The 24585-nt window shown below is 59.4% G+C and carries 16 protein-coding genes; 12 read left to right on the forward strand and 4 right to left on the reverse strand.

Translation table 11 applies throughout. The features are described from left to right. The first annotated feature begins 11 nt into the window (after positions 1–11). The 4 genes from hemF to gndA all read left to right on the forward strand — a co-directional run bounded on the left by hemF (position 12) and on the right by gndA (position 4961). Positions 12–947, forward strand: a complete 936-nt coding sequence (gene hemF / locus QCD60_RS11360) for an oxygen-dependent coproporphyrinogen oxidase (RefSeq protein ID WP_279785301.1) — start codon at positions 12–14, stop codon at positions 945–947. Next, entirely contained in the window at positions 947–1798 is an 852-nt protein-coding gene (aroE, locus tag QCD60_RS11365) for a shikimate dehydrogenase (RefSeq protein WP_279785303.1), read from the forward strand. Before hemF ends, aroE begins: the two co-directional genes overlap by 1 nt. A gap of 84 nt (positions 1799–1882) precedes the next feature. Next, a complete protein-coding gene (locus QCD60_RS11370) occupies positions 1883–3376 on the forward strand; it encodes a DEAD/DEAH box helicase (RefSeq protein ID WP_279785305.1) in 1494 nt (497 codons plus the stop codon). A 178-nt stretch (positions 3377–3554) separates the two neighbouring features. Continuing rightward, on the forward strand, positions 3555–4961 hold the full coding sequence (gene gndA, locus QCD60_RS11375; RefSeq protein ID WP_279785307.1) for an NADP-dependent phosphogluconate dehydrogenase: 1407 nt from the start codon (positions 3555–3557) through the stop codon (positions 4959–4961). Positions 4962–5051: 90 nt separating this feature from the next. Here gndA and QCD60_RS11380 read toward each other — a convergent pair whose 3' ends face one another. Further along, entirely contained in the window at positions 5052–8258 is a 3207-nt protein-coding gene (locus QCD60_RS11380) for a PAS domain-containing protein (RefSeq protein WP_279785309.1), read from the reverse strand. Between the two features lie 160 nt (positions 8259–8418). After that, positions 8419–10491, reverse strand: coding sequence for an EAL domain-containing protein (locus QCD60_RS11385; RefSeq protein ID WP_279785311.1), 2073 nt, complete (start codon positions 10489–10491; stop codon positions 8419–8421). A gap of 356 nt (positions 10492–10847) precedes the next feature. Here QCD60_RS11385 and QCD60_RS11390 point away from each other — a divergent pair, with 356 nt between their 5' ends. Further along, positions 10848–11723 carry a DMT family transporter gene (locus QCD60_RS11390; protein ID WP_279785312.1) on the forward strand — a complete coding sequence of 292 codons (876 nt, stop codon included), beginning with the start codon at positions 10848–10850 and terminating at the stop codon, positions 11721–11723. Between the two features lie 49 nt (positions 11724–11772). Here the strand turns inward: QCD60_RS11390 and QCD60_RS11395 are convergent, their stop codons facing one another. After that, positions 11773–12477, reverse strand: a complete 705-nt coding sequence (locus QCD60_RS11395) for a glutathione S-transferase family protein (RefSeq protein ID WP_279785314.1) — start codon at positions 12475–12477, stop codon at positions 11773–11775. Between the two features lie 186 nt (positions 12478–12663). Here QCD60_RS11395 and QCD60_RS11400 point away from each other — a divergent pair, with 186 nt between their 5' ends. The 5 genes from QCD60_RS11400 to QCD60_RS11420 all read left to right on the forward strand — a co-directional run bounded on the left by QCD60_RS11400 (position 12664) and on the right by QCD60_RS11420 (position 20808). After that, positions 12664–13917, forward strand: coding sequence for a hydrolase (locus QCD60_RS11400; RefSeq protein ID WP_279785316.1), 1254 nt, complete (start codon positions 12664–12666; stop codon positions 13915–13917). Between the two features lie 25 nt (positions 13918–13942). Further along, positions 13943–15025 (forward strand): arginine N-succinyltransferase, encoded by a 1083-nt coding sequence (gene astA / locus QCD60_RS11405; RefSeq protein WP_279785318.1) that lies wholly within the window; start codon positions 13943–13945, stop codon positions 15023–15025. Positions 15026–15253: 228 nt separating this feature from the next. Beyond that, positions 15254–16717, forward strand: a complete 1464-nt coding sequence (gene astD, locus QCD60_RS11410) for a succinylglutamate-semialdehyde dehydrogenase (RefSeq protein ID WP_279785320.1) — start codon at positions 15254–15256, stop codon at positions 16715–16717. Positions 16718–16879: 162 nt separating this feature from the next. Further along, a complete protein-coding gene (gene astB / locus QCD60_RS11415; RefSeq protein ID WP_279785322.1) occupies positions 16880–18217 on the forward strand; it encodes an N-succinylarginine dihydrolase in 1338 nt (445 codons plus the stop codon). Positions 18218–18621: 404 nt separating this feature from the next. Further along, on the forward strand, positions 18622–20808 hold the full coding sequence (locus tag QCD60_RS11420) for an EAL domain-containing protein (RefSeq protein WP_279785324.1): 2187 nt from the start codon (positions 18622–18624) through the stop codon (positions 20806–20808). A gap of 100 nt (positions 20809–20908) precedes the next feature. Here the strand turns inward: QCD60_RS11420 and QCD60_RS11425 are convergent, their stop codons facing one another. Continuing rightward, the gene (locus QCD60_RS11425) at positions 20909–22498 is read right to left on the reverse strand and encodes a diguanylate cyclase (protein WP_279785326.1); all 1590 of its coding nucleotides are present in this window, start codon (positions 22496–22498) and stop codon (positions 20909–20911) included. Between the two features lie 410 nt (positions 22499–22908). Here QCD60_RS11425 and corA point away from each other — a divergent pair, with 410 nt between their 5' ends. Together corA and QCD60_RS11435 are read left to right on the forward strand one after the other, a co-directional pair. Then, on the forward strand, positions 22909–23856 hold the full coding sequence (corA, locus tag QCD60_RS11430; RefSeq protein ID WP_104152904.1) for a magnesium/cobalt transporter CorA: 948 nt from the start codon (positions 22909–22911) through the stop codon (positions 23854–23856). Positions 23857–24071: 215 nt separating this feature from the next. Further along, complete coding sequence (locus QCD60_RS11435) at positions 24072–24527, forward strand: DUF4399 domain-containing protein (protein ID WP_279785330.1); 456 nt, start codon at positions 24072–24074, stop codon at positions 24525–24527. Positions 24528–24585: the final 58 nt, after the last annotated feature.

Below are 24585 nucleotides of genomic sequence, written 5' to 3' on the forward strand. Positions count from 1 at the left end.
GGAGGAAAAACATGTCCCTGCCCGGTTCTGCATCCCTGCCTGACAGCCAGAAGGTTAAAACCTATCTGCTGAATCTGCAGCAGCGTATCTGTGATGCCCTGGAGCAGGCAGACGGTCAGGCGCAGTTTATCGAGGAAAGCTGGGAACGGCCCGCAGGTGGCGGCGGCCGTACCCGGGTCATGTCGGGAGGACAGGTCTTTGAGAAAGGCGGGGTGAACTTCTCCCATGTGATGGGGGACAACCTGCCGCCGTCGGCTTCTGCTCACCGTCCGGAAATGGCCGGACGCAGCTTCGAGGCCATGGGCGTCTCGCTGGTGATGCACCCCGACAACCCCTACATTCCCACTTCGCATGCCAACGTGCGCTTCTTTATCGCCCGCAAGCCTGATGCCGAGCCGGTATGGTGGTTTGGTGGCGGTTTTGACCTGACCCCCTACTACGGCTTTAGTGAAGACTGCGTGCACTGGCATCAGGTTGCCCGCGCCGCCTGCCAGCCGTTTGGCGAGGATATCTATCCGCGCTTCAAGCACTGGTGTGATGAGTACTTTTTCCTCAAGCACCGTAACGAGGCCCGGGGCGTCGGCGGTTTGTTCTTCGATGACTTCAATGAACTGGGTTTTGAGCAGAGCTTTGCTTTCATGCAGGCGGTGGGTGATGCCTACCTGCAGGCTTACCTGCCTATCGTCGAGCGCCGCCGTGAGCTGGCCTTTGCTGAACAGCAGAAGACGTTCCAGAAATTCCGCCGTGGCCGCTATGTTGAATTCAATCTGGTCTATGACCGCGGCACGCTGTTTGGCCTGCAGTCAGGTGGCCGCACTGAGTCCATCCTTATGTCGCTGCCGCCGGAAGTGAACTGGGGCTACAACTGGCAGCCCGAGCCGGACAGTGAGGAAGCACGCCTGTATACCGATTTTCTGCCCCATCGTGACTGGCTGGAGGGCCGCTGATGTCGACTGATCGTTATTTCCTGCTGGGCAACCCGGTCTCCCACAGCAAGTCACCCTTTATCCATACCACCTTTGCCGAGGCTACCGCGCAGTCATTGCAGTACGCCACGCGCCTGTGTCCGCTGGATGATTTCGCCGGACAGGTACAACAGCTGTGGCAGGAAGGTTGTCTGGGCATGAATGTCACCGTGCCTTTCAAGGAACAGGCCCCGGCGCTGTGTCAGGTACTGAGCCCCCGCGTAGCACTGGCGGGCGCTGCCAACACCCTGTATCTGCGTGATGGCAAGGTGTGCTGCGACAATACCGATGGCATCGGCATGATGCAGGATATTCTGGTCAACCTGGGCTGGCAGGTTGCCGCCAGGCGGGTGCTGGTACTGGGTGCTGGCGGCGCTGTGCGTGGCGTATTGCAACCGCTGTTGCAGGCCCGACCCCGTGAGGTGGTGGTGGCCAACCGCACCGCTGCCAGGGCGGAGGCGCTGGCCGATGTGTTTGCCCGGACGGCCGCTGAGCAGGACTGCCAGATACGTGGCTGTGGCTTTACCGACGTCGGTGACCAGCCCTTTGATCTGATCATCAACGGCACCTCTGCCAGCCTGCAGGGGGAACTGCCACCGCTACCCGCCAGCGTGGTCGCTTCCACCACCGCTGTCTATGACATGATGTACGGTGCTGAGCCCACCCCCTTTCTGCACTGGGCTGAACAGCTGGGTGCAGAGCGTGGTCAGGATGGCCTGGGCATGCTGGTGGAGCAGGCAGCAGAAGCCTTTGCCCTGTGGCGTGGCGTACGCCCGCAGACGGCGCCGGTGATAGAGGCGTTGCGTCAGACGTTGCTGGCGAGCAAAGCCTGACAATGTACGCACAAGGCGTGCATGACCCCTGTTGTGCCGCGCCGCTGAAAAATGAATTTTAATGATGACGTCGACAGGTATTTCATGAGCAAGAAGAAACCCACCTCCAGCGACCAGCATGGTCTGCCTCCTCTGCCGGTGGTAACGCAGGACGGTGATGAAAGCCTGTCTGCTGCGGAACTGGACAGTATTGCGCAGCTGGCTGATGACAGTGGCGAAGATGATCTGCACCTGGCTGAGCTGGGTGCCCCTTTGCACGACGATGAAGAGTCAGCAGACGAGGCTGACGAGCAGCCCCTGGCTTTCGAGAGTTTCGATGAGCTGGATCTGGAGCCGGCACTGGTCGCTGCGGTTGAACAGCTGGGTCTGACCACGCCGACCGAAGTGCAGGGCATTGCCATTCCACACGGTCTGGAAGGCGAAGACCTGCTGATCTGTGCCCATACCGGTACCGGTAAGACGCTGGCCTACAGCCTGCCGTTGCTGCAGCGGCTGATGGACCAGCAGCCGCTCGACCCGCAGGCGCCACGGGCACTGGTGCTGGTGCCGACCCGCGAGCTGGGGAATCAGGTGCTCAAGGTGATTGCCTCGCTGCTGCCGTTCGTCGAAATGCGTGCCACCCTGCTGGTCGGCGGTGTGCCCATCGGAGAGCAGGTACGCCAGCTGCAGGAATGTCCGGAAATTCTGATTGCCACGCCCGGCCGTTTGCTGGAGCTGGTATTGCAGGGCGAAGTGGAACTGCATGCCCTGCAGGCGGTGGTGCTGGACGAAGCCGACCGCATGGTGGAAATGGGTTTCGTCAAACTGCTGGCCGAGCTGATCGAACGCATTGGCCACAAGCCACAGACCTGGCTGTGCTCTGCCACCCTCGACAACCGCGAGCTGGAAGACTTTGCCGAAGCGGTGCTGAACGAGCCGGTGGAAGTTATTCTCAGCAGCAGCGATGCACCCATGCACCTGCGTCAGTTTGCCCTGCAGGCGGATAACGAAGAGCACAAGCAGGCATTGTTGCTGGCATTGCTGAAGGATAAGTCCATCAATCAGGCCGTGGTCTTCGTCGCCACCCGCAAACAGGTGGACAGCATTGCCCAGCTGGTATTGCGTCAGGGCGGGTTGTACAGCGACGGACTGCATGGCGATCTCAATCAGGGCGGCCGCAGCGATGTGCTCAGCCGTTTCCGTCGCGGTCGTACCCGCGTACTGGTCGCCACCGATATTGCCTCGCGCGGCCTCGATATCGACACCATTACCCACGTCATCAACTACAACCTGCCGGTGGGCGCCGATGACTATGTGCATCGCATCGGCCGTGCCGGACGGGTTGCCGGTAGTGAGGGGGTGGCCTGGAGTCTGGTAGACAGTAACGACCTGCACCTGCTCGGCCGGATGGAGCGCTATCAGGGTGTAGTGATCCCCTGGATCAGCCTGCCGGGACTGGAGCCCAAGCGTAAGCTCAAGCCCAAGCCACGCAAGCCCAAAGTGAAGAAGAACGCCAAGGCGGCCAAGACCGCCACGCCGGTCAAGCGTGCCAAACGCCGCCCCGGCAAGCTGAAAGCAAAGAAAACAGGCAAGAGCTGAGGGAGTGGCTCATTTCAGCCGCAGGTGTTGTGAGCCGCCTGCCGCCCACTGGCAGCGGATTGTGACACCGGTGGCAATGCACGGTATCGGACTCGACGGTTGATACAGCATTCCCCCTTTAGCTGGCAGGCTGAGTACTCAGAGCTCGGTCGGCCGGGTGATAGATAGGAAAATTTACATGTCCAAGCAACAAATCGGTGTGATCGGTATGGCGGTGATGGGGCGCAATCTGGCCCTCAACATCGAAAGCCGGGGTTATAGCGTTTCCATCTATAACCGTTCGGCGGATAAAACCGACGAAGTGATCGCTGACAATCCCGGCAAGCAGCTGGTGCCCTACTACAGCGTTGAAGACTTCGTTGCCTCGCTGGAATCACCACGGCGTATTCTGCTGATGGTGCAGGCCGGTGAAGCCACCGACAAAACCATCGAGGCCCTCAAGCCCTATCTGGACAAGGGTGACATCCTGATCGACGGCGGCAACACCCTGTTCACCGATACCATCCGTCGTAACAGGGAACTGTCTGCCGAAGGCTTCAATTTTATCGGCACCGGCGTCTCCGGCGGTGAGGAAGGTGCTCTCAAGGGCCCGTCCATCATGCCCGGCGGACAGCAGGAAGCCTACGAGCTGGTGGCGCCGATTCTGCGTGAAATCGCGGCCCGTGCCGAAGACGGCGAGCCCTGTGTGGCTTACATCGGCCCTAATGGCGCCGGTCACTACGTGAAGATGGTGCATAACGGCATCGAATACGGTGACATGCAGCTGATCGCTGAAGCCTACGCGGTGCTGAAACAGTCCCTGAACCTCAGCAATGCCGAGCTGGCCAGCACCTTTGCTGACTGGAACCAGGGTGAACTGAGCAGCTACCTGATCGAAATCACCGCCAACATCTTCACCAAGCAGGATGAAGATGGTCAGTATCTGGTCGATGTGATCCTGGATGCCGCGGGCAACAAGGGCACCGGCAAGTGGACCAGCCAGAGCGCGCTGGATCTGGGCGAGCCGCTGAGTCTGATCACCGAGTCGGTGTTTGCACGTTATCTGTCCGCGCTGAAAGATCAGCGCGTGGCCGCATCAAAGGTGCTCAGTGGTCCACAGGCACAACCTGCTGGCGACAAGGCCGAATTTATCGAGAAGGTGCGTCGTGCCCTGTATCTGGGCAAGATCGTGTCTTACGCACAGGGCTTTGCCCAGCTGCGCGCGGTATCCGATGAGCATGACTGGTCACTGAACTACGGTGAAATCGCCCGTATCTTCCGCGCTGGCTGCATCATCCGCGCCCAGTTCCTGCAGAAGATCACCGATGCCTACCGCGACAATGCTGAACTGGCCAACCTGCTGCTGGCGCCTTACTTCAAACAGGCCGCTGATGAGTATCAGCAGGCACTGCGTGATGTGGTGGCCTATGCGGTGCAGAACGGTATCCCGGTACCGACCCTGTCTGCTGCCATTGCCTACTACGACAGCTACCGCTCTGCGGTGCTGCCCGCCAACCTGATTCAGGCGCAGCGTGACTACTTCGGTGCTCACACCTACAAGCGCATTGATAAGGAAGGAGTATTCCATACCGAGTGGCTGGAGTAACTGAGCCATTGCGCACCTGATCCTGAGCGGTGCGCACGCCTCACATCAAGCCCGCTGACGCGGGCTTGATGGTTTCTGGGACAGCCGTTTTCAGGAACCCAGCACCTCGACAGGCTCGCTGTGTGCCTCCACCGGAATATGCAGTTCAATGCGTGTACCCTGCTGCGGCTGGCTGTGCAGGTGCATCGATCCTCCCAGCATCAGCGCCCTCTCCTGCATACCAATCAGCCCGAAGGTGCGCCGTGTCCGCGGTGAGTGGGTATCGAAGCCCTTGCCATCGTCTTCAATGTGCAAATGATAGTTATCGCCCTGTTGACGCAGATGGATAGTGACGGTGCAGGCGTCGGCATGGCGGGCAATATTAGTCAGTGATTCCTGCACCACCCGAAACACCACGATGGCTCTGGCTTCATCCAGCATGACATTGTCATCCAGCGCCAGTGCGCAGTGGATGCCGCTGTCCTCGCTAAAGCGCTGGGCCAGCCACTCCAGTGCCAGAGCGATGCCCATATCGAGTACCGCCGGACGCAGGCTGGCGGCAATATTGCGCACTGAGTGAATGGTCTGATCGACCAGGGCAAAGGTCTGGCTGAGGCGACTGTTGAGCGCTGGTTGCTGCAGGCCAAACTCGTGCCGCAGCAGCGTAAGGCTCATGCGTAGAGAGGTCAGCTGTTGCCCCAGCTCATCATGCACTTCGCGGGAGATGCGTTTACGCTCAGCCTCCAGGTCCTCTTCACGCCGGGCGGCCAGTTCCCTGAGCAGGGTCTGGGATTCATGCAGTGCTGCGGCACGCGCCTTGTGCTCGCTGATATCGCGACCGACCACCAGCACGCTGTTGACCCGACCTTCGGCATCACATTCCGGCACAACGCGGATGGCATGCCATACCCCTTCGGGCTGCAGATACAGTTCCAGCTGGTCAGAGCGGCCACTGTGGATACAGTTCTGCACATGCTGCTCCAGCTCGGCGCCTGCGTGCTGTGGATCAAGCTCACTGGGCAGGTGGCCCAGTGCGGTGGTTAGGTTGTCCAGCTGCAGAAAGGCCATCAGCGCCGGGTTAAGGTAGAGAATGCGGCAATCGCAGTCGTAGCGGGCAATATAGTCCGGTGAGTTGTCGGCCAGGGCGCGTAACTGTAACTCCGCCTCTTTGAGGGCGGTGATATCGCGTCCCACTGCCAGTACTGAGGCCACCTGACCATGGGTATCCCGTTCCGGAACAAAGCGGAAGTCGACATAGCGCCAGGGATCCAGAGTGGTCGCGGTAGGATGAAAGATGGTTGTCCGACACTCCTCACCACTACTGAGCGCTTGCCGCAGATGCTGTTCATAGGCCGGGTCTGCCCCGTCGATATGCCATTCCTCATAGGTTTTGCCAAGAATGTCTGCACTCTGCCGGTTCAGTACTCTGGCCAATACCGGGTTGACGTAGACCCGTCGCCCCTGCCGATCATAACGGGCAATGGCATCCGGTGAGTTGTCAGCCAGCGCTCTGAACTCCTGCTCGCGCAGATGCAGCAGCTGTTCGGCCTGCCTGCGTTCAGTCACATCACGAGAAATGGCGACAATACGGTAGATTGAGCCGCACTCACTGCGGACGGGCACCAGTGTCGAATGGAAAATCTGCTGACCGTTAGGTGTGACCAGAGACAGCTCTTCTTCCACCACCGTTCCGGCGGCGAGGCAGCGGCGGTACATGGCACTGATCTGTTCAGCCATGGCCGCGGGCATGAACTCTTCAGGGGTACGGCCAATAAAGTACTCGCGTGGCAGAGACGAGGTCATGCGCTCAAAGGCCGGATTGACTTCGATGTAGCGGAAACGCTGATCGTGGGTGACCTCCAGCAGATACAGCGCATCCTGTGAGTGGGTGAAGATATCCCGGTGGCGCTGTTCACTCTCACGCAGTATATGTTCGGCATGGGAGCGGGCGATGGCGATGGCAATGAACTGGCTGGCACGGTGTACCAGTGCCAGATGCTCCGCACTGGGAGCGCCTGGTTGCGCCTGATAAATGGCCAGTACACCCAGCACCCTGCCCTCCAGACTGATAATGGGTTCCGACCAGCAGGAGCGCAGCCCGGCCGCCAGTGCCAGATCCCGGCAGGGAGAGAAAAACGGGTGGGTCGCAATATCCTCCACTCTGACCACTTCACCACGCCAGGCCGCCGTGCCACAGCTGCCCATGCCTTCAGCAATGGCGATATCGCTGATGGCGGCCCGGTACTCGGCCGGCAGACTGGGCGCGGGCCCAAGATGCAGACGCTGGTTGTGCTCGTCGGCCAGCATCACACTGGCCCGCAGTTCCGGGCAGACCTGCTCAATATAGTGCACAACCCGCTGCAGGCACTGATCCAGCGGGGCGCTCCGGGCCAGTGATTCGAAGATGGTCAGCTGCAGCTGATCGCTCAGGGCATGCTGTTGTTGTTCGGTAATGTCGTGAGCGATGCCGAGGATGCGATAGATGTCACCGGCCGGATTGCGTACCGGCACCAATGTCCAGCGGTAGCTGCGTCGCCCGGTCAGCAGCTGCAGGCTGAACTGACCTTCCCGGGTTGTTCCTTCTGTCAGACAGGCATGCAGATGTTGCAGACAGACCAGTGCTTCCGAGAGGGCAATAAAGTCACCCACACAGCCGCCCAGTAGCTGTTCACGCCGGATGCCGGTGGACTGTTCGAAGGCCTGATTGACTTCCAGATAACGAAAACGCTGGTCAGCCGTGACCTCCAGCAGAAACAGCAGATCGGAGGCATGCTCGACGATTTCCCGATGACGCTGCTGCTCATCTTCGCACAGGGCCGCATGGCTGGCAGAGGTATCCGTCAGGGCAGGCCATTGCAGTACGCAGGCGCTGAGCTGGTACTGCTCATCGTACAGTGCGTTCAGCTGGCAGGCGGTAGCCAGCTCTCGGCCATCCTGCAGGCGCAGCGTCAGAGCCAGCGGTGGCAGGGCCGTCATGCCGGGCTGGCACTGTTCGAGCGCGCGCGTAAGCCGGGTATGTGACTCCGCACTCAGTAGTGCATCGACAGGTTGGTCAAGCAGCTGTGCCCGCTGATAACCGCTGTGGTCGCAGAAGGACTGGCTGCAGTCCATACAGCGCCGGTCCGCAGTGATAAGCAGGCTCGCCAGTGCCTGCTGCTGAAAGAAGCTCTGAAAGATATTCACAGAGGAGTCACCCGTGCTGCCACCGTGGTCATTGTTCGCCTCGCCAGAATACGCCAACGGTGCTTGCCGTGTTGGCTTATTCTGCCCCGACAGGGTCTGGCTGCCGGTGGTTGAAACGGTGTTTGTCAGTGTCACACATGTACACTCAGGCCGAGACAGTCAACTCAGGCCAGTATTCAGCATTGTTGATCAGTTGGTGGGGTGCTGGCGCCTCAGAAAGCGGACGAAAGGGCCCATAAAGCCGCCAAGTTACGAAGAGTAAGGTAACCTGGCGGGCATCAATACGGGAGCCCGGTTATCCGGCGCTGTACTGACGCAGCAACTGCACGAAGCGCTCTTCCGGCAGCGGCTTACTGAGCAGGAAGCCCTGTACTTCGTCACAGCGTACCTTTTGCAGATGGGCCAGCTGTTCCTCGGTTTCTACCCCTTCTGCCACCACTTTCAGTTGCAGGGCATGGGCCAGATTGATGATGGACTCGACGATCTCTGCCTGCCCCGGCTTGCTGGTCATGTCGGAAATAAAGGAGCGGTCGATCTTCAGCTGCTGCATCGGCAGCAGTTTCAGATGGGTCAGGCTGGAATAACCGGTGCCGAAATCATCCAGTGCCACATGAATACCCATCAGGTTGAGGCGCGCCAGCACGTCGATGGCCTGCAGAATGTCCTGCATTTCAGCCGTCTCGGTGATTTCAAACACCAGATAGGCCGGGTCCAGCCGGTACTGCTGCAGGCAGTGCTCCACCTGTTCGACCAGATCCTTCTGGCGCAGGCGCAGGGCCGACAGGTTGATCGAAATGGGCGGCACCTGCAGGCCGTTATCCAGCCAGTGGCGGATCGATTTGCAGGCGTGTTCCAGCACCCACTGATCGAGGTCGAAAATCAGCCCGAACTTTTCGGCAATAGGAATAAAGCGCGCCGGGGAAATCTGCCCCTTGCTGCTGTGATGCCAGCGCAACAGGGCTTCAGCACCCACCAGCTGCTGTTCGTCAGTACTGAGTTTGGGCTGGTAATACAGCTCCAGTACATCGGTGGAAATGGCTTCACGCAGCTCAGTCTGGATCTGGAACTCTTCGCTGAAGTCGGTGTTCATCTGCTCCTGGAAGAACTGATAGCCATTCTTGCCGCTGCTTTTGACGTGGTACATGGCCGTATCGGCATGAGCCAGCAAACGCGAGGGCTCCACTCCGTCATCGGGGCAGATGGCAATCCCCATGCTGGCAGAGATACCAAAGCGATGCGGGCCGATTCCCTTGATGTGCTGAATGACGCTGAGGACCTTGGAGCACACGCTGATGACGGCCTGCTCGTTCTTCAGGTCATTGATCAGCAGGACAAACTCGTCACCGCCGACACGGGCAATGGTATCGGAAGAGCGGATACTGTCAGCGACCAGCCGCGACACTTCCTTCAGCAGCGCATCGCCCACCTGATGGCCGAGGTTGTCATTGACGGCTTTGAAGCCATCCAGATCCATGTATACCAGCGCAAATTTGCTGTGCTCGCGGGTAGCGACATAGATGCTTTGCTTGATGCGGTCTTCCAGCAGCATACGGTTAGGCAGGTTGGTCAGCGGATCATGCAGGCTGCGATGCAGCAGTTTGGCGTTGGCTTCGCTGAGCGAATGCACCAGTTGCGAGGTCCGGCTCTCCAGGCGCTGGTCGAGTACTGACACCACCAGCGTGATACCGAGCAGGGCAAAGGTGGCGACGGCGATCAGTACCGCCAGCCAGGTGCTGTCCAGATCGCTAGCAGCCAGACAGAGGGCGTCGGCAGAGAAATGGGCCGCAGCCATGCCGGTGTAATGCATACCGGCGATGGCCAGCCCCATCACCAGCGCGGCACCGAGTTTCTGCAGGGAACCACTGAACGACTGGACATTCCGCAGGGTAAAGCAGATCCACATTGCTGCCATCGATGCGATGAAGGCAATCAGTGCCGATGCGCCAAACAGCCAGGGGTCATAATCAATACCCGGCTGCATGCGCATTGCAGCCATGCCGGTGTAATGCATGCCACAGATGGCCATGCCCATCATCAGCCCGGCGGCCAGCAGGCGGCCCCAGGACAGGGTGTTCTGGCCAATGACGAACAACGCCAGCCCGGAGGCCATCACCGCCATCAGCCAGGAGAAAAAGGTGATGGAGATGTCATAGCCGAGCGGAATGGGCAGGCTGAAGGCCAGCATGGCGACAAAATGCATCGACCAGATGCCGGTCCCCATGGCCAGTGCGCCTCCCACCAGCCAGCCATAGGCCTTGCGTTCGTAGGCGGAAACCAGACGTCCGGCCAGATCCAGCGCGGTATAAGAGGCGAAGACGGCCACCAGGATGGAGAGAATCACCAGGCGTACATCATATTCACCTGTCATGGTGTGCTCGCTCCTGCTGCATAGTGTGAAAAGGAACAGCCATCGTTCCACTGACGGGCCGAATCAGGTTTTATCATTGTTTGCCAGAACAGTTGATTAATTTACTCGGTTATTATGGTCCATGATTGTCACAACAGTCTGTTTAAAAATGGTTGCCAGTGGCAGAAAGTCACGGCCAATCAAGGATAGAAGTGACATTTACCCGGAAGATAAGAAATTTTGCGGTATCGGATTAGCCAGACTTCTGCACCTGCACGGGTTCTGGCTGTTATGCTGCAGACACGCCAGCCTGCCGTCCGTTCAGGTGCTGGCCCTGCCCTCCGCCCTATTCACTTCACACTGTCAGGATATTCGTCATGCCGTTGCGCGATTGGGCATTGGCCCTGCTTGCCAATACCGCCTGGGCCTTCAACTTTGTTGCGGGCAAAGAAGGTTCTGCGCAGTTTGAGCCGCTGATGTTCACTGCCCTGCGCTTCAGTGTGGTGCTGTTGCTGTTGTTCCCTTTCCTTAAGATCATTCCCGGCCAGATGAACACCATTATCAAGATCGGTGCTTTACTGGGCGTCGGGCATTTCAGCCTGATCTTTCTCGGGATCAACATGGCCGGCGGGGTGGGCGGTGTGGCCATCGCTACCCAGCTGTACGTGCCCTTTGCCACGTTGATGGCCTGGCTGTGGCTGGGTGAATTCATGACCGTACAACGCTGGCTGGGCACCTTTCTGGCTTTTGCCGGAGTGGTGCTGGTGGGGTTTGATCCGGAAGTGCTGAAATACTGGCAGGCGCTGTTGCTGGTCAGTATTGCCGGGCTGTTTATGGCAGTGGCAACCATCTGGATGAAGCGCCTGCAGGGCGTGGGGATCTGGCAGCTGCAGGCCTGGATTGCCGCGGTCGCGACGCCCTGCCTGTGGACGCTGTCGCTGCTGTTCGAGCACCACCAGCTGCAACTGCTGACTTCGGCGCACTGGTGGCAGTGGGCTGCGCCGGTGTACTCGGCCCTGGGCGCCACCCTCACCGGCCATGCCATTGTCTACTATCTGGTGCAGCGTTATCCGGTCAGCCTGACCACGCCGCTGCTGATGATCTCACCGATCATGGCGATCTTTATCGGCATCCTGATCTACGGTGAAGAGCCGGGCTGGAAGCTGTGGGTCGGCGCGGCCATGACCCTCAGCGGCATTGGTGTGATCCATGCCCGGCTGCGTGGCCGCCGGCGTCCTCCCCGCCCGCTCTGATCGCGACTTACAGCGGATACTTGAACTCCTCGCCCGTTCTGAGCGTGACTTACAGCGGGTACTTGAAATAGTCCCGCAGTATCCGCTCTGCCCAGGCCACCAGATTGGGATAGCCCTGCAGCACCTGCTTGCTGGGAATCCCCAGCGGGTCGCGGGCGATATTGGCAATCACCCCGAAACAGCTGGCATCGTAGCGACTGGGCCGGTCACCGAACAGGAAGGGCTTGTCGCCCAGAACGTCACTGACGCACTGCAGATCCTGCTGCAACCGGCTGCGCCGCTCCGGCATGATCAGCCGTCCGACCCCATGCCCCCAGCAGTCGCGTTTGACCTTGTGCTGGAACAGCGCTGCCACCAGCGGGCGGATCAGCCAGGGCACGCTGGTGAAGAAGGCTTCGCGGGTGCGTGGCCAGGTGACTGGCACCAGCCAGCGCTCATACATCAGCATCCACGCCAGCGAATAATCCGCCATCCGCGCCAGCAGATGCCCCTGCAGACGCTGCTCGTCACTCAGCACCTGCAGATGATCGGCAGCCGCCATCGGCTGCAGAGTGTCCAGAATGGTTTCCGACTCGGGGATCGACTGCTCGCCGAGCTGGATAAAGGGCAGCTTGCCGCGTGGCCCGCGAAAGGAAGGGGTATGGCGGACTTCATAGGGAATACCGGCCATGCGCAGGAAGGTCTCCACCTTCAGGCAATAGGGGCTGGCGTTGGGTAAGCCCAGCATGGCGGGAAATTGGTGCAGTATTACCATGGTCCTTGGCGGCCTCTGTAAAAATGCGGTTCATGCATCGGCATGAATACGTTCCGGGGCTGACCGTGGTCGCACGGCCGGCCCCCTGTTATACAGAAAATCCGGTCGCCTGTGTTATAGCTGTCGTGGGATGGGGAGAGTATAAATGCTGGATTCATTCCGTCTGCCGTCCTTGCAGGAGTTCCCATGACCCAGCCCGTCTCCGCCGACTTTTTGCCTTATCTGAACTGGATTGATGCGCAGCAGGAGGCGATGGTCACCGATCTGATCCGGGTAGCAGAGATCAACTCCGGCAGTTACCACACCGGGGGTGTCAATCAGGTGGCCGAGACCTTTGCCGAGCTGGCCGCCGGGCTGGGTGGCGACGTCACCTGGCATGACTTGCCACCGCAGCAGGTAGTTAATGACAAGGGTGAGCTGACCGAACGTCCGCTGGGGCGTGCACTGCAGATCAGCAAACGCCCTGAGGCGCCGCTGCGGGTGTTTCTCTGTGGTCATCTGGATACCGTCTTCCCCAAAGACTCCCCTTTTCAGCAGGTACGCTGGCTTGATGACAACACCCTCAACGGCCCCGGTGTGGCTGATCTCAAGGGTGGACTGGTACTGATGCTGCGTGCCTTGCAGGCCTTCGAGAACAGCCCCTGGGCTGAGCAACTGGGCTGGGACATTCTGTTCAATCCTGATGAAGAGATCGGCTCGCCCGGCTCCAGTGCCCTGTTCCCTCATTTTGCCGAACGTACCCAGGTCGGCCTGCTGTACGAGCCTGCCTACGCCGATGGCCATCTGGCTGGCGAGCGCAAGGGCAGCGGCAACTTCAGTGTGGTGGTGCGAGGCCGTGCTGCCCATGCCGGACGCGAACATCATCTGGGCCGCAACGCCATCCGTGCACTGGCCGACTTCACCAGCGCGCTCGATGACCTCAACGGTCAGCGTGCGGGGGTGACGATCAATCCCGGCTATGTCACTGGCGGTGGCCCGGTCAATATCGTCCCGGATCTGGCGGTGATGAAGTTCAACATCCGTCTGGAGAAGCCGGAAGATGAAGACTGGTGCTGGCAGCATATCCGCCGTCTGCAGGCAGATATCAACAGCCGTGACGGTCTGACGCTGGAAGTGCACGGCGGTTTTGGCCGCAAACCCAAGGTGCTGTCACCGGCCAACCTGAAACTGGCGGAACTGGTGCGCGAATGCGGTCAGTCGCTGGGCCTGCAACTGGAATTCAAACCCACAGGCGGCTGCTGTGATGGCAACAATCTGGCCGCCTGTGGCTTGCCTAATATCGACACCCTTGGCATCGTCGGGGGCAAGATTCACTCCCATGAAGAATATGCCCGGGTCGACACTCTGGCCGAACGGTCCAAACTGACCGCCCTGATACTGCTGCGTCTGGCCACTGATACAGATCGCAGCTGGCTGCAGCCCTGCGCCGGGCAGTGCTGAACAGGCCGATAAGGAGCTTTTTGTTATGTATGTTGTGCGTCCCATCCAGTACGCCGACCTGCCTGCGCTGGAGCAGCTGGCTTCCCAGGCACCGGTAGGCACCACCACCCTGCCCAAGGATCGCGACACCCTGAGCAGCATGATTGCCGCCAGCCGTCAGGCTTTTCAGAGTGAAGTGGAGCAGCCCGGCCCCGAGCGCTACTACTTCGTGCTGGAAGAGCGCGGCACCGGCACGGTCATCGGTATCTCCGGGCTGGAAGCTGCCGTGGGTATGCGGGCACCGTTCTATTCCTACCGCGAACAGGTCGTGGTGCATGCCTCCAGTGATCTGCATATCCATAACCGCATCCCGGCGCTGTACCTGTGCCAGGACTACACGGGCGCGACGCTGGTCTCGACCCTGTTTCTTGACCGTCAGCACAAGGTACCGGCGCAGCGGCAGCTGATGTCGCTGATGCGTTTTCTGTTTCTGGCCGAACATCGCCAGCGTTTTGCCAAGACGGTGTTTTCAGAGATTCGCGGCGTCACCGATGAACAGGGGCGCTCGCCGTTCTGGGAAAGCCTTGGCCGGCACTTCTTCAGCATGGATTTCAGCCGCGCCGATCAGCTCACCAGCATTTCCAACAAGGCTTTTATCGCCGAGCTGATGCCGCAGTATCCGGTCTATGTGCCGCTGCTCAGTGCCGAAGCACAGGATGTGCTGGGTGTGCCGCACGATGATTCGCTGTTTGCCTACGGTCTGCTGGAAAACGAAGGCTTCGCCAGCCAGGGGTATATCGACATCTTTGATGGCGGCCCCACCATTGAGTGTCAGGCCCGGATGATCCGTACCGTAGCGGAATCAGCGCTGTATCAGGTAGTGATCGGCGACGTGAAGGATGCAAAGAATCAGGACGCATCCAGTGAAGAAGCGGGTGAGTATTTGGTGTGCAATACTCAGGTCAACGAGTTTCGTGGTATGCGGGTGGAAAGCTATGTGCTGCCAGCGTCCACGGCCGGACAACCCGCCTCCCTGATGCTGAGCGCCGCCGAAGCGGCAGCGCTGCAGGTCAGCGCCGGGGAGCGTGTCCGCGCCGTCGCCCAGCCAGCCTTCCCGCGCATTCGCTGAGACAGCAGGACACTGCACGGCTCCGCAGGCCGTGCAGTGTCAGGCCTGCCTCTCCCGCCACGCCAGAGCGTGTTCACGCTCTGACTCGTAGACCCGAATTTTTCCTGCATCTGCGCGCCGTGGCGCGCTGCGGGAACAGGGTAGACGAGCCCCTTGCTCCTCTGCCTGTCCATCCGATACAGCCTGTTAGCAACTGCCGTGCGCAGTGCACTTGATTGGGAGCATGGTATGAAGGGTAAGCACTTTATCAACGGTCAGTGGGTTGAAGGTCAGGGACATGCGCTGGTATCGCGCAACCCCGGTAACGGCGACAGTCTGTGGCAGATTGCCACCGCCACACCTGATCAGGTCAACGCGGCCGTAGTGGCTGCCCGTGCCGCCTTCCCCAGCTGGGCGCTGCAAAGTTTTGACGCCCGTGTTGCCATTGCCAATGCCTACGGTGAACTGCTGTCGCAGCATAAGGAACACATGGCGCAGGTGATTGCGCAGGAAACCGGCAAGCCGCTGTGGGAAACCCGCACCGAAGTGCAGGCGATGATCGGCAAGATCGCCATCTCCATCAACGCCTGTCTGGAACGGACCGGCACCAAAGAATCGGCGGCCCCCGGTGGCCGGGCGGTGCTGCGTCATCGCCCTCATGGCGTGGTTGCGGTGTTTGGCCCCTATAACTTCCCCGGTCACCTGCCCAACGGCCATATCGTCCCGGCCCTGCTGGCGGGTAATACCGTGGTGTTCAAGCCCAGTGAGCAAACGCCCTGGGTGGCGGAAGAAATGCTGAAACTCTGGCAGCAGGCGGGTTTGCCTGCCGGGGTACTGAACCTGGTGCAGGGCGAAAAGGACACCGGCATCGCCCTGTCCAACCATCCTGAGCTGGATGGTCTGTTCTTTACCGGCTCCTCCCCCACTGGTCACCTGCTGCACCGTCAGTTCGCCGGTGAGCCCGGCAAGATTCTGGCGCTGGAAATGGGCGGCAACAATCCACTGATTCTGGGTGAAACCGACAAGCTCGACGAAGCTGTGCACGAGACCATTCTGTCGGCCTACATCACCAGTGGTCAGCGCTGCACCTGCGCCCGTCGCCTGCTGGTGCCGCAAGGTGAGCGCGGTGACCGTTTTATCAGCAAGCTGCTGGCCGCCATCGGCAAGATCGAGATCGGCGCCTGGGATGCTGAGGAGCAACCGTTCATGGGCAGCCTGATCAGCGAAGCGGCCGCCGACAGCATTGTCCGCGCGCAGGCAGAACTGGTCAGCCGTGGTGCCCGCGTACTGGCCGAAGTGCGTAAGCTGGAGCCCGGCACCGGGTATCTGACACCGGGCCTGATCGACTGCAGCGGCATTGAGCTGCCGGACGAAGAACATTTCGGTCCGCTGCTGAAAGTGATCCGGGTGCAGGATCTGGATCACGCCATCCGCGAAGCCAACAACACCCGTTACGGCCTGTCGGCCGGTATTCTCTGCGACAGCTATGCAGAATATGAATACTTCCTGCTGCGTTCGCGCGCTGGCATCGTCAACTGGAACCGCCAGACCACCGGCGCCGCTTCCAACCAGCCCTTCGGCGGTATTGGTGCCTCCGGTAATCATCGCGCCAGCGCTTACTACGCGGCGGACTACTGTGCCTACCCGGTCGCCTCTATCGAGGTCGACAGCCTGAGTCTGCCTGCTCAGTACAGCCCCGGTCTGAAGCTGTAAGAACCTGCTTACCCTCTGCTACGTCCCGGCCTGGCAAAGACGTTGTTGGCTGTGGCTGGCGAGAGGGTGAGCCGATTCTGAGGCGGAACAACAGTTAAAACGGAATGAATTCGCCGGGCGCAGCAGCCCGGCGTGACAAGAGTTTGATGCGGAGTCTTTGCTATGCGCGCCTTTGAAGCCAACTTTGACGGCCTGGTCGGCCCGACCCATAACTACGCCGGTTTGTCGTTCGGTAACGTAGCCTCCATGGGCAACGAAGCGGCGCCTTCCAACCCGAAGGAAGCGGCCAAACAGGGTCTGCAGAAGATGAAGGCGCTGGCGGATCTGGGCCTGTATCAGGGGGTGCTGGCACCGCAGGAGCGTCCTGATGTGCATACCCTGCGCAAGCTGGGTTTCTCCGGTTCGGATGCAGAGGTGCTGGCTCAGGCGGCCAGACAAGCGCCCAAGGTGCTGGCAGCGGTGAGTTCGGCTTCCAGCATGTGGACGGCCAATGCGGCCACGGTGTCGCCCAGTGCCGATACCGCCGATGGCCGGGTGCATTTCACCCCTGCCAATCTGGTCAACAAGTTCCATCGCTCTACCGAGCATCCGGTCACGGGGCGAATCCTGCAGGCCATGTTCGCTGATGAGCGCCATTTCGCCCATCATCCGGCGTTGCCGAGCGTCGACCACTTCGGCGATGAAGGGGCGGCTAACCACACCCGCTTTGCCCAGCAGTACGGTGATGCAGGCGTGGAGTTCTTCGTGTTTGGCAAGTACGCCTTTGACAGCCGTCAGCCAGCGCCGCAGCGTTTCCCTGCCCGTCATACCTTTGAAGCGTCGGAAGCGGTGGCCCGTCTGCACGGTCTGAACCCTGCGAAGGTGGTGTATGCCCAGCAAAACCCGGCAGTGATTGATGCCGGCGTGTTCCATAACGATGTCATCGCCGTGGGTAACCTCAACGTCTCCTTCTACCATCAGGAAGCCTTCCTCAATACCGCTGAGGTTAATGCCCAGTTGCGCGCTGCCATGGGCGAAGGCGAGTTCCACTTCGTTGAAGTACCCACTGCCGAGGTGCCGGTGCTGGACGCGGTGAGGTCCTACCTGTTCAACTCGCAGCTGATTGCCCTGCCCGACGGTGGCATGGCCATCGTGGTGCCAGAGGAATGCCGTAAAACTGCCAGTGTCTGGGCCTATCTGAACAAGCTGGTGACGCTGGGAACGCCGATCAGGGACGTGAAGGTCTTCAATCTGACCCAGTCCATGAGCAATGGTGGCGGCCCTGCCTGCCTGCGCCTGCGGGTGGTGCTGAACGAGGCGGAGCAGGCGGCAGTCAATCCGGCTGTGTGGATGAACGATGACCTGTTCAGCCGCCTCAATGGCTGGGTAGACCGTCACTACCGTGACCGTCTGGTGGAAGCCGATCTGGCTGACCCGCAGCTATTGCTGGAGTCCCGCACGGCGCTGGATGAGCTGACTGGCATTCTTGATCTGGGTGCGGTCTATCCGTTCCAGCGCTGAGTGAGCGAGTGGGCTGGGCGTTCGCCGTGACCGTCAGCTGGTCACGGGGCGCTCCGTTTTATGAGGCGCCTTTCTGAGGGAGACCGGGCACAGTACGGCTTTTCTTGATGCTGCTGACGTTACCGCTGACGGGAGCAGTGTATCTCCGTGTGAATGTCTGTCACCTTTGGAGGCAGACTCACCCTTCTCCCCGCAGCGTTGTGCTTTATCCTAGTCATACGTGCCAGTCGTGCTGCTGTGCCGCAACAGATCAGGGTTTGTTTCTTGATCAGGAGGCGCTACCTGAGGCAGACTGCGTGCGAGTTGTTTGTCGGCCATTCCGTGACACCGACAGATAAATCATTCCCTTGAAAGAGCGCAGCCGGTTGCACGAAAGCCGGGCATGCAGCTGAAGAGAGAGTGCATTGGCTGGTTTGATCTCACGTTTTCACAAGTTGGTTCCCCTCTGGGCGTTTATCATCGTCGCCCTGGCGGGAAGCTATTGGATCAGTCTGAACCAGCAGGTCCGCGTTCAGGAGCAGAATCTGGCCATGCAGCAGCTGGGTTCAGCGCAGGTCAGTATTCTGGAAAAGCGCATGCGCCGTGCTCTTGCTGCCTCCTATATCCTCGGTCAGGACGTTATACGTCACCATGGCGCAGTCGAGAAGTTCGATGAACTGGCGGCGGGCATCTTCAGCTACATGGATGAAATAAGCAGCCTGCAGCTGGCACCCGAAGGTGTCATTGGCTTTATCTATCCTCTCAAGGGTAATGAACCCGCTATTGGCCGCAGCATTGACCAGCTGGAAAACAAAATTTTCGGCTACAGCCCCAGCCAGAATGTGATTCAGTCCGCGTCAGCCAAAATGATCGGCCCGATGCCGCTGGTACAGGGCGGAGTAGCAATGATTGCCCGCAATCCGGTATTCATCAGAGATGACAACGGTATCCCGCACTTCTGGGGGCTGGCCTCGGCCGTGGTCACCCTGAGTGAGATCGTCAATGCGACCGCTCTTGAGTCCATGGCGGCTCAGGGTTATCGCTATCGCCTCTGCTATGTGGATATTCACGGCAAAACTCATCCTATCGCCCAGTCTGCGGTGCCGCTCAACCAGGAAAGTTACATGGAGTTTGACATGGACATTCCCGGAGTGAGCTGGAAGCTTAAACTCAGCCATCCGTTGCCCGTGGGCGCGCTGACGGTACTGGCCTATATGCTGATTTTACTGCTGGCACTGATTACTGCCTGGGTCACGCACCGTATCAGCCGCGAACCGGAGCGCTTGCGCCGGCTGGTGCAGGAGCGTACGGCAGAGCTCAAGCAGCACGCCTATTTCGATTTCCTGACGGGGCTGGCTAACCGGCGCCTGCTGCAGGACACCCTGCAGCAGGCCATCGGCACCCACCGGCTGAGCAAGAGCCGTGGTGCCCTGCTCTACATGGATCTGGATGACTTCAAACGCATCAACGATTCTCTGGATCACCAGATGGGCGATCAGTTGCTGAAGACGGTATCTGAGCGGGTCACCTCCCTGGTGGGCAGTCGCGGTGTGGTAGCACGTCTTGGTGGTGACGAGTTTGCAGTCCTGCTGCACGATGCCAGTGATGCGCCGGCGATCAGCCAGCTGGCGGATGCCCTGCTGCAGCAAATCAGTCAGCCCATCAGCCTGCGTAACCGGCAGATCAGTGTGTCGGCCAGTATCGGCATCACCCTGCTGCCTGACGATGGTGACAATCTGGTCGATATTCTGCGCAATGCCGATCTGGCCCTGTATGAAGCCAAGAAACAGGGTAAGAACTGCTACGGTTTCTTTGATCCGGTGCTGCAGCACGACATCAACAATGTGATGCAGGTGGAAGAGGAGCTGCGTCTGGCCCTCAGTGACGGGCAGTTTGTGCTGCATCTGCAGCCGATCTTCTGTCTGCAGAGCCGCGCACTGAAGAAGTGTGAAGTGCTGATTCGCTGGCAGCATCCCGAGCGGGGTCTGTTGTTCCCCGGTCACTTCATTGACATTGCCGAGTCGACCGGACTGATTATTCCGCTGGGCTACTGGGTATTCCACGCTGCCTGCGACAAGGTGGTGGAGCGCATCAAGGCGGACCTGCCTGCGGTGCCTCTGACCGTCAACGTCAGCGCCAACCAGCTCAAGGAGCGTGATCTGGTGGTACAGTTCGAGCGCATCCTGCAGGAAACCGGTGCTCCGGCCGCACTGCTGGAGCTGGAGATCACCGAGTCGCTGATCATGGAAGATATGGATCAGGCCGTACTGCTGCTGGAGCAGTGCCGCAAGCTTGGTCTGAAGGTGGCCATTGATGATTTTGGCACCGGCTACTCGTCGCTGGCACAGCTGAAGAAACTGCCGGTGGACACCCTCAAGGTTGACCGCAGTTTTGTGCAGGATCTGACCCTGGACCACGATGACCGGCAGATTACCGCAGCGATCATTGCCATGGCCCACAAGCTGGATCTGGATGTGGTGGCTGAGGGGATTGAAACCGAGGAGCAGTTTGAAATCCTGCTCAACTACGGCTGTGATATGGGCCAGGGTTACCTGCTGGGACGACCCGTGGCAGACCCCTTCGTGGCGCTGGATCAGGCCACCCCCCGCTGATGGCTGTGGACAGCGCTTGCTGTCATAGCAAGGATGGCGATACTGCCTAACGCCTAACGCCTAACGCCTGACGCCTGACGCCTGACGCCTGACACGTCACTCAGCCAAACTGATTGACGTGCGCTGGACAGTGCACATATACCTGATTGCGCCCTGCTCCCTTGGCTTCATACAGTGCCTCATCGGCACGACGCAGCAGGTCACTGATCTTGTCTTCTCGGCCCAGACTGGTAATGCCGATACTGATGGTGACGGTGATGCTTTCCTGCTTCCAGGGTGTTGGCTCGGCAGAAATCATCTGTCGCAGTCTTTCCATCAGTATCTGTGCATCCTGCGCATGGGTCTCCGGCAATACCATCACGAACTCTTCACCACCCAGACGGGCCAGAATGTCGGTGCTGCGTTTGTTGCTGCTCAGCAGCCGGGCAACATGAATCAGTACCGCATCTCCCGCGCCATGGCCGAGGGTATCGTTGATCTTCTTGAAGTAGTCGAGGTCGAGCACTGCCACACTCAGTGGCCGGCGATAACGGCGTGAGCGGGTCCATTCCTCTTCCAGCAGCAGATCAAGCTTTCGCCGGTTAAAGATGCCGGTCAGTGGGTCCTCACCTGCCAGAGCTTCCAGCTGATTATTGAGCATCTCCAGTTTGGCGTTGCTGGCGCGCAGCTGACGTTCGCCATCGTGGCTGCGCAGCAGATAGACCAGCGTACTGGCAATCGCCAGTGACAGCAGCCCGCTGGCCACCAGCGCAATCAGCAGGTGGGCGGTGTGGCGATGATCCAGCTCATCCAGCTGATCCAGATAGCTGTAGGCAATACCTTCAAAGTCGTTTTCATGACTGGCCTGTCGTTTGATCAGGGCGGGCGAGGTGTTATTACCGAGGCGCCACAGGGTGTAGCCGCCGTAGATGTCACTGATGTCGAGGCGCAGTTTCTCGAACTGGTGCTGCTGATAGCGCTGCAGCTGCTGATCATCGCTCATGGCCTGCAACGGCGAATCGGGCATGGCACGCAGCACATAGTCGGGGTTGGAGGCCATGATCACCAGCCCGACGCTGTCACTGACCATGACGTTGGGCTGCATGACCCAGTTCAGCAGATTGCTGACATTGATCTTCATTGCCACTACGCCGATCACCTCATCCTGATAGGTCACCGGTGCGGAGAAATAGAAGCCCGGCACCAGCGTCGTCGCACCAATGGCAAACTGATGTCCCTTGCCACCGGCAAGGGCGGTCTTGAAGTAGTCGCGATAGGCGTAGTTGCCACCGATCAGTGAGGCGGCCTGATCGTAGTTACTGGCGGCCACGGTATCACCGGTACGGTCCATGGCCCACATGATATCCACCTTGAGGTCTTCGGTGGCGCGTGCCAGAAAGCGGTTCAGGCGGTTGCGCATGGCCTGGCTGTCGCTCTGCGCCAGCGTCTCGGTCACGTCACGGCTTTGCGCCAGTACCTGCGGCAGGTTGCGCAGCAGTGACAAACTGCGGTCCAGCTCGGTATTGAGGGCGGTTACACGGTTTTGCAGGGCCAGATCTTCCCTGTTGATATAGGCCAGCCGCTGCTGCTGGTCATAGATGTCCAGCGACACATAGAGCGCCGCGAACAGCGGCACAAAGATGGCCAGCGTCACCAGCAGTATGCGTTTGAGGCTGGAAGGCGGCTTGGCGATCAGGGACACATCGGTCATGCAGGTTCCTTTAGCGCGATGCGGTTGACTGTGCTGGCACAGTGACGGTCTGTGTATTGTAGGAACTATAGTGGCTTTACGGTGAAAAAAACCGCAACAGATACTGCTAACTAGTAGCCACCTGATGCCAAATGCAGCCTGCTTTGGTTGTTCACAAGGTGATCGTACCCCAATCAGGAGAAACCACAGGAGCACGCTGCCAAGAAAGGCTTTGCCATCCCCCGCAGGCCGCTTAGAATGGCGCGCCAGTAACTGTCTTAATCTGTCGCTAGACTTCTCGCCGCTGGACTCGGGCGGAGTGTCGCTGCCGGTCTGGGCTCATTGCACTGCGGTGACCAGACAGGTCCTGATGTCTCACCAGCTGCTCTGGTGCTTCTTGTATTTCGCTGTCCGACAGGAGATCACGTTTTATGATCACTGCCTATTATCTGCAGGGCGCTTCCCTGCACATGCAAGAATTAACGACTGAAGATCAGCTGCCCGAGCAGGTGTTATGGGTAGACTGTTTTGAGCCTGATGAGGCAGAGCGCAGCTGGCTTTCCGGCTTCTATCAGGAAGAGATGCCGGACCAGGAAGACATCAACGAGATCGAAGCCTCCTCACGTTTCTACATCGACAAGGACGGCCTGCACATTCACTCGCTGTTCCCCCACAAGGTGGGCAAGGAGCTGCGGGGCGTCAACGTCTCATTCAACCTGCGTGAGCGTATGCTGTTCACCGTACGTGAGGAAGACATCGGCCTGATCCGCCTGTTCCGCAACTATGTCCGCCAGCACCGCATCAGCGTGCGTGATCCGCTGGAGGTGCTGGTGCACCTGTTCAACCTCAAGGTCGATTACCTGTCGGATCTGCTGGAAGACGTCTATACCGTGCTGGAGAAGGCCTCGCAGCAGGTGTTCGAAGATGATGAGCTGGATGAAATGCTGCGCCTGATCACCATTCAGGAAGACGCCAATGGCAAGATCCGTCTGAGCCTGCTGGATACCCAGCGTTCCCTGCGCTTTTTACAGCGTTACAACAACGACGATCTGGACAAACCGGCGAAGAAGGAAATCAAGGAGATGCTGGCGGATATCGAATCCCTGCTGCCGCACACCCAGTTCCTGTTCGACAAGATCAACTTCCTGATGGATGCGGCCATGAGCTTCACCAGCCTGCAGCAGAACAAGATCATCAAGATCTTCTCGGTGGCGGCGGTGATCTTCCTGCCGCCCACGCTGATCGCCAGTATTTACGGGATGAACTTCGATACCATGCCGGAGCTGCATACCGAGTATGGCTATCCGATGGCCATCGCCATGATGCTGGCCAGTGCCTTTGGTACTTATTTCTTCTTCAAACGCAAAGGCTGGCTGTAGTTGATGCTATGCCTGCGCGGGCGATGTCTGCGCAGATTTTTTACGCAAAGTTTGCTGTACCCCACCATTGAAAGGACGCCCGGCTGACGGCAAGGACCCTGTTCCCCAGGTACTGCTGTCTCTTATCGGCACAGGATGTTGCCCAGTACAGTCAGCCATTACGGCAGGGTAGGTCTTGTACCGATAGCGGGTCCACACACTACAAGGAGCCTGTTATGCAACGTCATACCCTGTCACTGAAGCACTCTTCCCTGCTCGCCAGCAGTCTGCTGGCCGCCGCCCTCAGCGCGCCACTGCTGGCCGCAGATATGCCCCGGACACCGGCTCCCGAAGGCGCCAGGGTCTATATCATTGCACCTAAAGATGGCGATACCGTGAGTCAGACTTTCAAGGTGCAGTTTGGCCTGAGCGGCATGGGGGTCGCCCCAGCTGGCATGGATAAGGCCAACACCGGTCATCACCATCTGCTGATTGATGTCGACACCCTGCCTGCGATGGATATGCCGCTGCCCGCCACCGATCACATCAAACATTTTGGCGGTGGCCAGACCGAAACCGAGCTGACCCTCAGCCCCGGCAAACACACCCTGCAGCTGATCATGGGTGACAAGCTGCATATTCCGTTCAATCCGCCGGTCATCTCCGACAAGATTACGGTGAACGTTGAGTAAGATGATGTACTCACCTGCGGAATAAACAACAAGGCCGGGATCATCCCGGCCTTGTTGT

Origin of the sequence: Pokkaliibacter sp. MBI-7 (genome assembly GCF_029846635.1) — a bacterium.
GTDB lineage: Bacteria > Pseudomonadota > Gammaproteobacteria > Pseudomonadales > Balneatricaceae > Pokkaliibacter.